Origin of the sequence: Streptomyces sp. SAJ15 (genome assembly GCF_007595705.1) — a bacterium.
Lineage (GTDB): Bacteria > Actinomycetota > Actinomycetes > Streptomycetales > Streptomycetaceae > Streptomyces.
Window position 1 is genome coordinate 1 of the sequence record NZ_NISY01000005.1, and the last position, 13,642, is coordinate 13,642.

The window sequence follows — 13,642 nt, forward strand, 5'->3', positions numbered from 1 at the left end:
CTCCGGCACATGCACCGCGTGCAGCTCACTGGCGACCAACGCGTCCAGCGCCTCCTGCGGGAACCGACCCTCCTCGTCGACCTCCGCCGCAAACGGCGCGATCTTCGCCTCAGCCAGCGCACGCACCGTCTCCCGGAGCATCTCGTGCTCCTCCAACGGCCGGTACAGGTCGAAGTCCTTGTTCATGCTGCGCAACCCCGGTTCCTCGCGGTGGACGACGTCAAGTCCACGACATTACGGCACTCAGTACCCTCAAGTATGCACACTCAGTGCCATCCGACAATGCGGCCGGCATTTCGGGTGCTATGTTCCCGGCATGGGCGAGGAGCGCGGCGCAGGCCAGGGACCAGGGAGTTCGGCCACCAGGCCGTCGATGCGGGACGCGCTGATCGCCGCCGCCTTCCAGCTCTTCCTGGAGCGGGGCTACGAGGCGACCACGGTCGACGACATCGTCGCGCTGGCCGGCGTCGGGCGCCGCTCCTTCTTCCGCTATTTTCCCTCCAAGGAGGGCGTGGTCTTCCCCGACCACGAAGGTTGTCTCGCCGATCTCACGGCCTTCCTGGACGGGGCGGAGGAGGACCCCGAGCCGGTGGCCCGGGTCTGCGACGCCGCCCGGCTGGTGCTCCGGATGTACGCCGAGAACCCCACCTTCTCCGTGCAGCGGTACCGGCTCACCAAGAGCGTGCCGGGGCTGCGCACCTATGAACTGTCGGTGGTCTGGCGCTACGAACGCGCCCTCGCCGACTACCTGCGCCGGCGCTTCGCGGGCCGCTCCGACGGCGATCTGCGCGCCGACGTGATCGCGGCGGCGGTGGTCGCGGCGCACAACAACGCCCTGCGGTCGTGGCTGCGCTCGGGCGGGCAGGACGACGCGGAGGCGGGTGTGGACCACGCGCTGGAGTTCGTCCAGCACTCCTGGGGAGCGGCGGGCGAGGGCCCCGCCGCCGCGTCCCCGGGCGGCGACGCGAGCGAGGACGAGGACGTCGTGGTGGTGATCACCAAGCGCGGGACGCCCCTGTGGCAGGTGGTCCGCGGGATCGAGTCCGGACTCGACGGCACGGGCGGGGCGAACGGCTGAAGACGTGCCCCGCGAGGCCCGAGGCCCCTCCGGGGAGCCGATGGCCGCACCGATCGGGCCCCTTGAGCCACTCAGTGGGTACTGAGTGCCTTTACAGTTGACACTCGGTGCCATACGCTCGCGGTGAGCGTCCGTTTCTCTTCAAGTCCTCCGGCCCAGCGCAGGGAGATGACACCGTGTTCCACACCGTGGCCGAGATCACCGAGCTTGCCCCCGCCCCAGCCGTTCGGCTCGTCCCGGACGCGCCCCCGGCCCTGGAGGCGACCGTCGACGCCCCCGTGGCACCGCCCGCCGACGGCGGCTGGCCGGGCCAGGTCTACCTGGACGGGCTGCGCCGCGGCGAGCTGTACTTCCAGCGCTGCCGCTGGTGCCGGACCGCCTGTTTCCACCGCCTGCTGTGCCCGATCTGCGCCTCCACCGACCTGACGTGGGAGCGCAGCGCCGGCACCGGGGCCGTCCGGCACACCTCCGTCGTCCGTCGCCGCACCGGCAGCCTGCGCACGGTGGCCACCATCGACATGGCGGAAGGCTTCCGACTGCGCGCCACCCTCGCCGGAGTCTTCCCCGACACGGTGCGCCCGGGCACGCTGGTCCGGCTCGACGCGGAGGGCCTCCTCCCCCAGGCCGAGCCGGGCGAACTGGTCTTCCGGATGGCCGCCTAGCAGCGGTGCTTTGGGCCGCCAGTAGGGCTATGTCAGCTGGTCTTGTCGTATTGGGTGTCTGGTACTTCGCTGGCAGTTCATGACACCGAGCATCACCAGCCCCAGTGGCAGCTTGCCGCTGGCGGATCGAGCACGACTACCGCGAGCTGAAGACCGCTGTGGGCCTGGACCACTTCGAAGGCCGCTACGCACCGGAGGCGCCGCGGGGTGCGCGGTGCCTCCGGCCTACGCGATCGGGGTCGGTCAGGCGCGCACGAGGTACCACGCACCCTGGCCGTTGCAGCCGATACGGTTGTGGTCGGTGGTGCGGTAGCCGGGCGGGACGGGTGAGCCCGAGCAGACCCATACGCCTTCACGGGGCAGTTGGTGGTACCACGCGCCCTGGCCGTTGCAGCCGTTACGGTTGTGGTCGGTGTAGACGTACCCGGGCGCGACACGCACCCTGGCCGTTGCAACCGTTACGGTTGTGGTCGGTGTAGACGTACCCGGGCGCGACGGTTGAGCCCGAGCAAGCCCATACGCCGTCGTAGGCGGGCTGCTGGTACCAGGCGCCCATGCCGTTGCAGCCGTTACGGTTGTAGTCGGTGGTGACGTACCCGGGCGGAACGGGCGTCCCGGAGCAGGCCCACCCGGCTGTCGCGGCCTGCGACCCCCGTTGCGCAGCGGCGGCCGTCCCCGCCGTACCGGCGAGCATCGCGGTGGCGATCAGCGCGATCGCTCCGATCACCGCCGCGAGTCTGCCTCTGGCGACCGCCACCCCCGTACGTCTTCTCCCCACCCCGCGGGAGGCGCCGGCCGGTTCACAGCTCTGCGCCCACCCTGGCACACCACGCGGCCTCGACTGCCGTTCTCCGATGCTCATGCATACCCTCCCTGCAAGGACGGCGGCTCATGCCACTGTCACGACGGGCAGAACGTAGCAACGGAATTGCACGCATGACCGGCAGTGGCTGATTTGCCAGGAATAAAGGCTCAAGGCCGCTTCTTGACAGTGTTCGCACACATGAACCATTACCAAGCGTGCGCCTTGAGAGGGCCCTGGCCTCACGGCGGGAGCGCGGCGGGCCCAAGACCGAGTTCTGGGTCAAGCAGGTCAACCTAGCCGCTCGGCAGCCCCTCGCGGGCGAGGAAGTCCGCCAGGTGGGCGGTGCGGAAACGGGTCGCGTCCCAGGTCTCCCGGAGCACCTCACCGCCTCGCCAGACATAGCTGGGGGCCTCTCGCCCATCGGCGAGCCGCACCGAGCGCAGCTCGTACTCGTCGGTCTCGAAGGCGTCGAGGACCCTCCACTCGGCCGGGGTGAGGCCCGTCAACAGCACCCCGGGGGCGGAGCGGTCGGCGTCCGGTATCAGCCCCGGATAGAGCCGGCGGCCCAGGGCCGCGGCCCGCCACCCCGGGGCCTTGACCGGACCGTGCGCCGGCACCCGCCCCAACAGGGCGGTGAGGACCTCGGGGAACTGCAGCGTCCCGTAGGCGAACAGCGTGTCCGCGGGCTCCGACGCTCGACGCGCGTCCTCCGTCATGTGCTCTTCTCCCCTCTCCGTCTCCACTCTGCCGCGCTCGCGGCGGCACGGTTCACCCGCCGAACGGCCCGGGTGGCGGATGGTTCCGCCCGAGGGCCGTCCTCGCCTCCGTCGCGTCGGCGGCTCCTCCTCGTCGCGGCCCCGACGACGATCAGGACGGCCGGCCGCCCAGCACGCTGGGCGTGGCCCCCCGCCGGGCCACCCGCCCGTCGTGCAGCACCAACACGGTATCGGTGCGCTCCGCCACCAGCCGCAGATCGTGGCTGACCAGCACCAGCGCGAGGCGCTGCGCCGCGCGCAGCTCCAGCAGCAGGTCCATCACCGCGTCCGCCGTCTCCCGGTCGAGCGCCGAGGTCACCTCGTCGCAGACGAGGACGTCCGGGTCGGCGGCGAGGGCGCGGGCGATGGAGACCCGTTGACGCTGCCCGCCGGAGAGCTCGTGCGGGAAGCGGTCGGCGTGCTCGGTCGGGAGACCGACCCGCTCCAGGAGGGCGGCGACCCGGCCGGACACCGCGCCCTGCTCGCAGCGGCGGTGCAACCTCAGCGGGCGCCCCAGGGCCGCGGAGACCCGCAGGGCCGGATTGAGCGCGCCCAGCGGGTCCTGCGGCACGAGTTGCACCCGGCGCCGCTGCTCGCGGCTGCGCCGCCCGACCCCCGGCTTCAGCGTCACGCCGTCGAGTGACACCGAGCCGCCGGAGGGTCGTTGCAGTCCCACCAGCGCGCGTAGCAGCGTCGTCTTCCCCGCCCCCGAGGCGCCCACGACCCCGACCGACGCCCCGGGCTCCACGTCGAGATCGACCCCGTGCAGCACCGCGATCTCCCGGCGCCGCCCGACGTGGGCGGTGAGCCCCCGCGCGGACAGACCGCGCGCGAGTGCCGGCGAGGCCGCGGCCCCTTCGGTCGCGTCCGCCTCGCCGCCCCCCGGGGCACCCGGCGCGTCAGGCGCTCCGGACGGGTCGGGCGATCCGGACGGGTCGGGCGATCCGGACGGGTCGGGCGGGGCGACCGCTGAGCGTACGGGGGCACGGCCCCCGGCCGCCGAGCCCCCGCCCGCCGGGGCGCCTCCGGCCGCCGAGCCGCCGACCGGCGAGCCCGCGGCCGGCCCCGGACCCGCGCCCAGGTCCACCACCTCGTCCGCCAGCCGTCCCACGAACTCCGGGTCGTGGCAGGAGAGGAGCACCGCGAGCCGGTGCTCGGCTGCCAGCTGCCGCAGCAGATCGCCCACCTCGTCACGGAGCGCGGCGTCCAGGCCGGCGGTGGGCTCGTCCAGCAGCAGCACCCGCGGCCCGCGGGCCAGCGCACGGGCCAGCGCCACCCGCCGCTGCTGGCCCCCGGACAGCTCACCGCGACGGCGCCGCAGCAGCTCCGGGGTGCCGGGCAGCCGTACCTCCGTCAGCAGGCGCAGCAGGGCCGGCTTCGAGGGGTCGCGGGCCGTCTCGGCGAGCATCCGGCCCACCCGCATCCGCGGGTGGAGGCCCGAACCGGGGTCCTGGCCAAGGTAGGCGAGATGGTGCCGGCGTAGCTCCCGCAGCTCGGCCGGGGTGCGGTCGAGCACGTCCCGGCCCAGTACCCGGGCCGTCCCGGCCGTCCGGGTGGTGCCGTCGGGCAGCCGCCCGACGAGGGCCCGCAGCAGGGTCGTCTTGCCGGATCCGGAGGGGCCGACGAGCGCGGTCACCCGCCCGGCCGACGCGGTCAGCACGCCGTCCGCCAGCAGGACGCCGCCGTCGGCGGCCGTGACGGTCAGCCCCGCCACCCGCACCAGCGGGTCGACCCCGCCCGGGTCCGCCGTCGCGTACGCCGACGTCGAGTCCTTCTCGTGGCTCACCGGACCACCGCCGCCTTCCGGCCGGCCCGCGGCGCCAGGGCGTCCGCGGTGAGGTTGACACTCATCGCCAGCAGCCCGATGGCGATGCTGGGGGCCACGACGGCCCAGGGGTTGAGCAGGATGCCGGGCGCGTTCTCACGGATCATCAGTGCCCAGTCGGCGGCCGGGGGTTGCGGGCCGACCTGGAGGAAGCCGGCGGTGGCGACCACATGGACGGCGGCCACGAAGCGCAGCCCGAAGAGGGCGAGCACGGTGGCGCGCAGATTGGGCAGCACCTCCCGCACCACGAGGTGCCACAGCCGCTCGCCGCCCGCCACCGCCGCCTCGACATAGCCCGTGGTGGCCACCGGCGCGGCCGCGGCGGCCACGAACCGGACGGCGTACGGGGTGCCGAAGCACACCGCCGCCGCGATCACCGCGGACCGGCCGCCGTCCGGCCAGGACAGCGTGAGGAGCAGGATGCCCAACACGGCGGGGAGCAGCATCAGCACGTCCGCGGCCCGCTCCAGGAGTCGTCCGAGCCGTGGGCGCAGCGCCCCGACCGTGCCGAGGACCGCACCGAGCGCGGTGACCGCCAGGGCGACCACCAGCGAGGTGACGATCAGCTCCCGCCCGCCGACCAGCAGTCGGGACCACACGTCCCGGCCGATCTGGTCGCCGCCGAGCGGTGCGCCGTCGGCCCCCGCGTCCTCGTACGGCACGACGACCGGCTGGTCGATGGCCTCCGGCGCCAGCCACGGTCCGGCCAGCGCCACCGCCACGAACACCAGCGCGGGCACGACCCTGATCAGCGCCCGCGCCCCGGGACGCCGCGCCTCCCGGCGGGGACCTTCGACCGGCTCGGCCGCGTCCCCCGGCCGGTCGGGGTGTTCGACCGGGGCGTCGCGGGTCGGGGACGCGGAGACGGGTATCGGACCGCCGAGGTCGTCGGCGGCGGGTATCGGACCGCCGGGGTCGTCGGCGGCGGGTGGCTGTGCTCGGCGGGTCATGTCCGGCCTCCCGCGGCTCGGTCCCGTATGAGGTCGGCGATCAGCAGCACTCCGCTGATGACCGCGCCGGTCAGCATCACCACCGCCGCGATGACGGGGGTGTCCCGGTCGGTGACGGCCGAGGCCAGGACGCCGCCGACGCCGGGGTAGTTGAAGACGGTCTCCACGACCACCGCGCCGCCCAGGAGCATGCCGGTGGAGGTGGCGGCGCCGGCCGCGATGGCGGGGAGGGCGCCGGGGAGGACGTGGTGGGTGAGGACGCGACGCGCCGGGAGGCCGTCGAGGACGGCGGTCTCCACATGGGGGGCCTTGGCCTCGTCGGCGAGCGCCGCGCGGACGATCCGGGTGTTCCAGCCGATCTGCGGGATGGACAGGGCGAGCACCGGCAGCACCAGCATCTCCCAGGAGGCGGGTCGACCCTCCGCGTTCGCCGTGGTGACGGCGGGCAGCAGGTCGGTCCAGAGGGCGAGGACGAGGACCAGCCCGACGGCGACCACGAACTCGGGCAGTGCGAGCACGGCGGTGGCGGTGGCCGAGATGGTGCGGTCCACCGCGCCGTGCGGGCGCAGCGCGGCCCAGCAGCCCAGGGCGACCGAGACGAGGACGGTGAGCAGCAGCGCCAGTCCGCCCAGCAGCAGGGTGTTGGGGAACGGGCCGGACAGCAGGGCGCGCACCGGCTCGCCGCGGGCCGAGGTGCCGAAGTCCCCGGTCGGCAGGGCGGTCATCCAGTCCAGGAACCGTTCGGTCACCGGCCGGTCGAGCCCGAGCAGGGCGCGCCGCTCCGCGATCTCGGCCGCGCTCTCGCCGTGGTCGGAGGTGGCGTCCGCCGCGTCTCCCGGCAGCAGTTCGACGGCGGCGAAGACCAGCGCGAGCAGCGCGGCGAGCAGCAGGGCCCGCCGCGCCAGCAGGGCGCCACAGCGCAGCGCCCCGCGGACGAGCCGGGCGGCCGGGTGCGCGCCGCGCGGCGGCGTGCGGGGGGTGGCCTCCCGGTCCGTGTCGTGCCGGTCGTTCGCGGGGCGGCGGCGCAGCCGGTGCGCCGCCGCCTTCGCCACCTTCAGCGGGCCAGCCATGTCCGCTCAAGTTGGACCCGCCCGTAGCCGGGCAGTTCGGGCAGGTCACGCACGGGGGCGGCGGCCAGGTCGATGCCGTCGGCCATGCCCCAGAGCAGATAGCCCGAGCGCTCGTACTCGATCCGTTGGAGCCGGTCGAGCACCTTGCCGCGGGCGCCCGCGTCGGCGGTGCCGACCGCCTTCTGGTACGTGCGGTCGAACTCGGCGTCGCGCCAGCCGGCCTCGTTCGTCGCGGACTCGGAGACCATGGTCTTGCTGGCGAAGAAGACGACGGAGTCGTTGGTGCCCCAGTAGGTGGTGTAGAGGTCGCCCTTGAGCCAGGTCTGGTCCCAGAACTTGGCGGACTCCTGCTTGACCACCTCCACCTTGACTCCGGCCTCGCGCACCTGGGTGGCGAAGAGCGTGGCCGACTCGGCGAGGCCGGCGACGTCCTCGGTGGTGTGCAGCCGGTAGGTCCGGGAGAGGTCGAAGTCGGCCTCCTTCAGCAGCCGTCGGGCCCGGTCCAGGTCCCGGGTGCGTTGCGGAAGTCCCGTGTCGTAGGCCGGGTCGCCGGTGCCCAGCACGTCGTTGCCGACCCTGCCGTAGCCGCTGAGGACCTGCTTGACCAGGGCCTCGCGGTCGACGGCCAGCCGTAGCGCCTGCCGAACCCTGGGGTCGGCGAACGGGCTGCCGTCGGCGGTGCGCATGACGATGGGCAGCGCCAGGTCGTTCGGGCGGCGCACCACCTGGATGTCCTCGCGCCCCGCGACCGTACGGGCGGCGACCGCGCCCGCGTTGGAGGCGAGGTCGAGCTGGCCGGCGAGCAGTGCGCTGGCCATGGCCTGCGGGCTCTCGAAGATCTTCACCTCGATGGCGTCGAGGCGGACCTCGCCGCCGTACCAGTCGTCGTTGCGGACCAGCCGGGCGTTGCCGGAGCGGTACCAGTCGAGCCGGAAGGGTCCGGTGCCGGGCGCCTTGGCCAGCTCCTTCGCGTCGGTGTCGCGTTTGAGCACGAAGGTGGTGAGGCGGGTGAGCAGCGGCAGTTCGGCGTTGGCGTAGTCGGACCTGAGCACGACCGTGCGGCGGCCGTCCGCGGTGATGCCGGCGGCCTTGACGCCGGGGAGTCGGGAGGCGCCCCCGGGGGTGCCGCGCAGCCGGCGCAGCGACCAGACCACGTCCTCCGCGGTGACCGGCGTGCCGTCGTGGAAGGTGGCGCCGTCGGCGAGGGTGAACCGCCAGGTCCTGAGGTCCTTGTCGGCGCGCCAGTCGGTGGCGAGCCGGGCCACCGTGTTCCGGCGGCCGGCGCCGGGGGCGGTGAGGGTGTCGTAGAGCAGGCTGATGACGAGGTAGTCACTCTCGTTGGACTGCACGCCGTGCGGATCGCGGGTGATGGCTCCGGCGCGACCGAGGGCGCCGACGCGAAGCGTGCCGCCGGAACGCGGCTTCTCGGCGCCCCGCTTGGGGGAGGAGTCGCCGTCGGTGTCGTCGGCTCCGCAGGCGGTGATGAGGGCGGCGGCGCCGATTCCGCCGCCGGTGGCCATGATCTGACGTCTCGACATCTGCACGTCGTTCGTCCTCGCTCTAGCGTGTTGCCTCGTTTCGATGCGCCAAAGACCGCGTCCCCGCCGCGCATTCGCTACGGAGGATAGGGCCAATTCGACGTTTAGGTAAGGCTTGCCTAACTCTTATATGGCTGGTACGTTCCCCTCGCCATCCCCCTCATCGAGCGCGGCCGGCAAGCGGTTGCTCCAGACCGACTTCCCCGGCCGGCTTCCCGTGCCCCCTCCCCACGCTTCACCGGCACGCTCGGCCCCACGGGGCCCCACGGAACGGATGGAACAGCACATGGACTCGTGCCCCGCACCCGTCCGCAAGCTCGACCGCACCTCGATCCGAGAACTCACCGAAGCCGCCGACGCCCTCCTCGCCGCCTACCGCTCGCCCCACCACCCCCGACTCCTCCGCTCCCTCCCCGCCGCGGCCGCCACCCTCGGCCACTCCCTCCGGCACCTGGTCCGCCCCGTCGACGCGCCCGACGGCATCTGTCTGCTCCGCGGACTGCCCGTCGACGACGACGCGATCGGCCCCACCCCCGGACACTGGTCCACCGCGGGCCGCGCGGGCGCCTTCTGGGACGTCGTCCTGCTGCTGCTCGGCACCCTGCGGGGCCGGCCGATCGCCTGGCAGGGCCAGCAGAACGGCCGCTTCGTCCACAACATCGTTCCCTCGCCCGGCCACGAGCAGGAGCAGACCGGAGCCAGCAGCGACGTCCTGCTCAGCCCGCACACCGAAGACGCCTTCCACCCCGGCCGGGCCCATCTGCTGATGCTCGGCTGTCTCCGCAACCACGACCGCGTGGCGACCACCGCGGCCAGCATCCGCCACACCGCGCTCGACCCGGCGGACGTGGCGCTGCTCTGCGAGCCGCTGCTGCCGATCCTCCCCGACGACTCCTACGCCACGGCGCGCGCCAGCGCGCTGCGCCCGCCTCCCGTGCGCACCCTGTGGCCGTCCGAGACCGGTCTGACGCTGCGCTTCGACCCCGCCTACACCCCGCTGGACCAGGCGCCGCCCGCACACCGGGCCGCGTACGCCCGGCTGGAGCGGGAGTTGGCACGGGTCACCGTCACGGTGCGACTGACCCCCGGCGACATCCTGCTCGTCGACAACGACGTGACGGTGCACGGCCGGGTGCCCTTCCGGGCGCGCTACGACGGGACCGACCGCTGGCTGAAGCGGGCCTCCGTCCACATCCCCGACAACCGCACCCGGCCACCCGAGGAACTGCGGGAACACGGCTACGGGCAGGCCGCGCTGGTCGCCCCGGGCCCCGCCGACTGACCCGCGGCCCCGCCCGGCCCCGTCCCGCCTGGCCTCGCCCCCGCCTCGCCTCGCCTCGTACGGAACCGCACCCCCACGGCACCACATGCACCGCACGGCACCGCCTGCGTCGCACGGCACCACACAGCCCGCACACCGCACACCGCTGATGAGGAGTCCCATGCCCGGTGACGACAGCAAGCTGCGCATCCTCAGCACCACCGACCTGTCCGGCATCGACATACCGCTGACCGACGTGGTCAACGTGGTCGAGGGGGCCTATCGGGCGCTCGCCGACGGCACGTCCGTCACCCCGCCCAAGCTCACCGTCAAGCCCGCCGACGGCCGCTCCGTCGCCTACGCCATGCTCGGCCGCGACGGCACCCGGGCGGCCGTGGCCGTGAAGACCTCGTACAAACACGGCCTGAAGGAGGGCCGCGAACTCCAGCACTACTACACGGCGCTCACCCTCTACGACGACACCACCGGGCTGCCCATCGCGATGATGGACTGCGGACGGATCGGCGCCCTGCGCACGCCCGCGGTCTCGGCGCTGCTGGCCCGCGAGTGCGCCGCGCCGGCCGCGCGGACCGCGCTGGTCATCGGCACCGGCACCCAGGGCCGGCTGGCCCTCCCGTTCCTGCTGACCACCCTCCCCGAGCTGGACCGGCTGCTGCTGTACGGCACCCACCCCGACGGCATCGCCGCCGTGCGGGAGCGGTTGGCCGCGCACTTCCCGGACCGGGCGCTGGAGGTGGTTACCGAGCTGCGGGCCGCGGCGGCGGACGCGGACATCGTGCTCGCCACCGCGGGGCCGCTGACCCCCGCCGCCGTCGAGGCCGACTGGCTGCGCCCCGGGACGCTGTGCGTGCTGGTCGGCTACGGCATCCGGCCCTCCACGCTGCACCGGGCCGACCGAGTGATCGCCACCAGCGCCGCGCAGATGGCCGTCACCGGGACCGACATGGCCGACGCGCACGGTCGCCTCCCCACCGTGCACGCCGAGTTCCCGCAGGTGATCGCGGGGCGGGCGAGCGGCCGCGCCGGACCCCGGGAACGGATCTTCGCCTACAACAGCGGTCTGGTCGTCACCGACATCGCCCTCGGCCACCGGTTCGCCGAGCTCGCCATCGCCCGCGGACTGGGCACGGAGGTCGCACTGTGGCGGTGACGGAGACCCCTCCGGCGCCGCTGTCGCTCCCCGCGCACGACGACCCGCAGCTCGCCGCCGTCCTCGACGGCGAGCTGCCGCACGAGCTGTCGTACGCCTTCGGCGGCCCCTACCATCTACTGCTGCCCGAGCGCTTCGACGCCAACGCCGCCGCCTTCCGGACGGTGCTGGACGAGACGGGCACGGCGGGCCACATCCACTACGCGAAGAAGGCCAACAAGGCCGCCGTGTGGATCGAGCGGTGCGCGGCGACCGGCCTCGGTGTGGACGTGGCCAGCGCGCCCGAGCTGCGCGAGGCCCTCGGCCACGGGGTGCGGGGCGAGCACATCGTCGTCACCGGCCCCGCCAAGGCCGACGCGCTGCTGCGCCCCGCCGTGCTCCAGGGCTGCCTGATCACCGTGGACTCGCCGGACGAACTGGACCGGGTGATCGCCCTGGGGCACGGATCGCGCCCGGCCCGGCTGCTGCTGCGCGGCCTGCCGCCGGCCCAGCCGCACAGCCGCTTCGGCTTCGACCGCACCGAGTTGGCGGCGGCGCTGGCCCGCTGCCGGGAGGCGGCCGACGCGGTCCGGATGGAGGGGTTCTCCTTCCATCTGTCCGGCTACGCCGTCCAACCGCGGGCCGACCTCGCCGGGCAGCTCGTCGCGCTGTGCCGGCGGGCCCGCGCCCTGGGGCTGGCCGCCGACCGGATCAGCATCGGCGGCGGTTTCGCGGTGGACTACCTGGCCCGCGCCGACTGGGACCGGTTCACGGGCCTGGACGCCGAAGAGCGCGCCCGGCTCTTCCACGCCGGCCGGAGCTTCCCCTCCTTCTACCCGTACCACTCGCCGACCTCGGGGGCCAGCGCGCTGCGCGCCGTGCTGGCCGCCACCCCGCGCGGTGAACGCGCCCCGCTCAGCGCGCTGCTGCGCGACGCCGGCGTCGCGCTGCTGCTGGAGCCGGGGCGGGCACTGCTGGACCGCGCGGGCTGCACGGTCTTCCGGGTCCAGGGCGTCAAGTCACGGGAGTACGGGATCGTGACGGTCGACGGCACCAGCCTGAGCCTGAGCGAGCAGTGGTTCAACAGCGAGTTCCTGCCCGATCCGGTGCTGGTGCCGCGCACCCCGGTCGCCGGGCCCACTCGGCCCTTCGCGGCCTGCGTGGGCGGGGCCTCCTGTCTGGAGTCGGACATGCTCAGCTGGCGCAAGGTGCCGCTGCCGGCCCGGCCCGCCATCGGCGACCTGCTGGTCTACCCGAACACCGCCGGCTACCAGATGGACTCCAACGAGTCGCCGTTCCACGACCTCCCGCTGCCCCCGAAGATCGTCCTCGACCACGACGGCCGGCGCCGGCGCTGGCGGCTGGACCGGCACACCCCCCTCTGAACCGTCCGCTCTCCCCCCGGGAACCGACATGGACAACGCCCTCCTCCGCCCGACCATCGTGCGCCGGGTCTCCGAACTCATCGGCGCCACTCCCCTGTTCGAGCTGTGCCGCACCGGCGACGGCGGCCGGCTGCTGCTCAAGCTGGAGATGTTCAACCCGACCGGCACCGCCAAGATCCGGATGGCCCGCCAGATGGTGCTCGACGCCGAGGAGCGCGGCGCGCTCCGCCCCGGCGGCCACCTCGTCGAGTCCACCTCCGGCAACACCGGCCTGGGGCTGGCCGTGATCGCCGCGGAGCGCGGCTACACCTTCACCGCCGTCGTCGACCACCACGCCTGCGTCGACAAGCTCCGCGCCATGAAGGCCATGGGCACCCGACTCGTCTACGTCGCCGAGGACGGCACCGGAGAGCTGGCCACCGCCGCCCGCGAGGAGCTGGCCGAGCGGCTGGCGAAGGAGACCGAGAACGCCGTCTTCACCGAACAGCACAACAACCCGGCCAACGCGGTGGGGTACCACCGCGTCGCCCACGAGCTCGACCAGGCCCTCGACGGCCGCGTCGACGTGCTCGTCGGCGCCGTGGGCACCGGCGGCGGACTCTGCGGCACGGCCCGGGAGCTGCGCCGGACGGTGCCCGGAGTGCGGACCGTGGGCGTCGAGCCGAAGGGCTCCATCGCCTTCGGCGGCCCCGCCCACGACTACTACCAGTCCGGCACCGGCACCCCCGAGGGTGCTCCCATCGGCGCCCTCGTCGACTTCGCGCTGATCGACGAGGGCGTGAAGGTCGGCGACGTCGAGGCGTTCGCCACCGCGCGGGCGGTCGCCGCCCGCACCGGGCTGCTCATCGGCGGCTCCGCGGGGGGCGTGGTCCATGCGGCGCTGGCCCGTCTGGGCCGGCTGCCGCCCGGCGGCACCATGGTCGCGCTGGTCAACGACGGCGGCGAGAAGTACCTCGACACGGTCTTCGACGACGCCTGGATGGCGGAGCGGGACCTGCTCGATCCGGCCGTCGAGGAGGAGGTCACGGCGCGCCTCACGGCACTCCGCGCGCACCACGTCAGCGGCGGCGACCCGGGCGGCCGGAGCCGCGCTTCCGGTGGACACGAGCACGGTTCCGCGGGCGGCGGATACCGTTCAAGCGATCGGGAGAAGGAGGAGTGAC

The 13,642-nt window shown here is 74.0% G+C and carries 13 protein-coding genes; 6 read left to right on the plus strand and 7 right to left on the minus strand.

Annotation, left to right across the window (positions count from 1 at the left end):
• Window positions 1–186: acyl-CoA dehydrogenase family protein (locus tag CD790_RS15465; RefSeq protein ID WP_186319066.1), on the minus strand; the 186-nt coding region annotated here is incomplete at its 3' end.
• Window positions 187–373: 187 nt separating this feature from the next.
• Between CD790_RS15465 and CD790_RS15470 the strand changes: the two genes are divergently transcribed.
• Window positions 374–1,078 (plus strand): TetR family transcriptional regulator, encoded by a 705-nt coding sequence (locus CD790_RS15470; RefSeq protein ID WP_144384091.1) that lies wholly within the window; start codon window positions 374–376, stop codon window positions 1,076–1,078.
• A gap of 176 nt (window positions 1,079–1,254) precedes the next feature.
• Window positions 1,255–1,740, plus strand: a complete 486-nt coding sequence (locus tag CD790_RS15475) for a Zn-ribbon domain-containing OB-fold protein (RefSeq protein WP_260867601.1) — start codon at window positions 1,255–1,257, stop codon at window positions 1,738–1,740.
• A 243-nt stretch (window positions 1,741–1,983) separates the two neighbouring features.
• Here CD790_RS15475 and CD790_RS34615 read toward each other — a convergent pair whose 3' ends face one another.
• From CD790_RS34615 to CD790_RS15510, 6 genes are all read right to left on the minus strand, one after another.
• Window positions 1,984–2,181 carry a hypothetical protein gene (locus CD790_RS34615; protein ID WP_186319072.1) on the minus strand — a complete coding sequence of 66 codons (198 nt, stop codon included), beginning with the start codon at window positions 2,179–2,181 and terminating at the stop codon, window positions 1,984–1,986.
• 657 nt (window positions 2,182–2,838) lie between these two features.
• Window positions 2,839–3,261 carry a gamma-glutamylcyclotransferase family protein gene (locus tag CD790_RS15485; protein WP_144383816.1) on the minus strand — a complete coding sequence of 141 codons (423 nt, stop codon included), beginning with the start codon at window positions 3,259–3,261 and terminating at the stop codon, window positions 2,839–2,841.
• Window positions 3,262–3,412: 151 nt separating this feature from the next.
• Window positions 3,413–5,086: an ABC transporter ATP-binding protein gene (locus CD790_RS35765; protein WP_260867602.1), complete on the minus strand. Its 1,674-nt coding sequence runs from the start codon at window positions 5,084–5,086 to the stop codon at window positions 3,413–3,415.
• Window positions 5,083–6,075, minus strand: a complete 993-nt coding sequence (locus CD790_RS15500; protein WP_144383817.1) for an ABC transporter permease — start codon at window positions 6,073–6,075, stop codon at window positions 5,083–5,085. The genes CD790_RS35765 and CD790_RS15500 overlap by 4 nt, the downstream gene beginning before the upstream one ends.
• Window positions 6,072–7,145, minus strand: coding sequence for an ABC transporter permease (locus tag CD790_RS15505; protein ID WP_144383818.1), 1,074 nt, complete (start codon window positions 7,143–7,145; stop codon window positions 6,072–6,074). The genes CD790_RS15500 and CD790_RS15505 overlap by 4 nt, the downstream gene beginning before the upstream one ends.
• Window positions 7,130–8,683, minus strand: a complete 1,554-nt coding sequence (locus tag CD790_RS15510; RefSeq protein ID WP_222108258.1) for an ABC transporter substrate-binding protein — start codon at window positions 8,681–8,683, stop codon at window positions 7,130–7,132. Before CD790_RS15510 ends, CD790_RS15505 begins: the two co-directional genes overlap by 16 nt.
• A 286-nt stretch (window positions 8,684–8,969) precedes the next feature.
• On the opposite strand from CD790_RS15510, the gene CD790_RS15515 reads away from it, so the two are divergent.
• The 4 genes from CD790_RS15515 to CD790_RS15530 all read left to right on the plus strand — a co-directional run bounded on the left by CD790_RS15515 (window position 8,970) and on the right by CD790_RS15530 (window position 13,641).
• Entirely contained in the window at window positions 8,970–9,965 is a 996-nt protein-coding gene (locus tag CD790_RS15515) for a TauD/TfdA family dioxygenase (protein WP_144383820.1), read from the plus strand.
• A 160-nt stretch (window positions 9,966–10,125) separates the two neighbouring features.
• The gene (locus tag CD790_RS15520) at window positions 10,126–11,115 is read left to right on the plus strand and encodes an ornithine cyclodeaminase family protein (RefSeq protein ID WP_260867603.1); all 990 of its coding nucleotides are present in this window, start codon (window positions 10,126–10,128) and stop codon (window positions 11,113–11,115) included.
• On the plus strand, window positions 11,106–12,479 hold the full coding sequence (locus tag CD790_RS15525) for a Y4yA family PLP-dependent enzyme (RefSeq protein WP_144383822.1): 1,374 nt from the start codon (window positions 11,106–11,108) through the stop codon (window positions 12,477–12,479). Before CD790_RS15520 ends, CD790_RS15525 begins: the two co-directional genes overlap by 10 nt.
• A gap of 28 nt (window positions 12,480–12,507) precedes the next feature.
• Entirely contained in the window at window positions 12,508–13,641 is a 1,134-nt protein-coding gene (locus CD790_RS15530; RefSeq protein WP_144383823.1) for a cysteine synthase family protein, read from the plus strand.
• Window position 13,642 lies beyond the last annotated feature (1 nt).

Bases quoted from the DNA above. Each gene is read 5' to 3' on its own strand.
- CD790_RS15470 (WP_144384091.1), top strand. From the start codon at position 374: ATGCGGGACGCGCTGATCGCCGCCGCCTTCCAGCTCTTCCTGGAGCGG.
- CD790_RS15485 (WP_144383816.1), bottom strand. From the start codon at position 3,261: ATGACGGAGGACGCGCGTCGAGCGTCGGAGCCCGCGGACACGCTGTTC.
- CD790_RS15500 (WP_144383817.1), bottom strand. From the start codon at position 6,075: ATGACCCGCCGAGCACAGCCACCCGCCGCCGACGACCCCGGCGGTCCG.
- CD790_RS15505 (WP_144383818.1), bottom strand. From the start codon at position 7,145: ATGGCTGGCCCGCTGAAGGTGGCGAAGGCGGCGGCGCACCGGCTGCGC.
- CD790_RS15510 (WP_222108258.1), bottom strand. From the start codon at position 8,683: ATGTCGAGACGTCAGATCATGGCCACCGGCGGCGGAATCGGCGCCGCC.
- CD790_RS15515 (WP_144383820.1), top strand. From the start codon at position 8,970: ATGGACTCGTGCCCCGCACCCGTCCGCAAGCTCGACCGCACCTCGATC.
- CD790_RS15520 (WP_260867603.1), top strand. From the start codon at position 10,126: ATGCCCGGTGACGACAGCAAGCTGCGCATCCTCAGCACCACCGACCTG.
- CD790_RS15530 (WP_144383823.1), top strand. From the start codon at position 12,508: ATGGACAACGCCCTCCTCCGCCCGACCATCGTGCGCCGGGTCTCCGAA.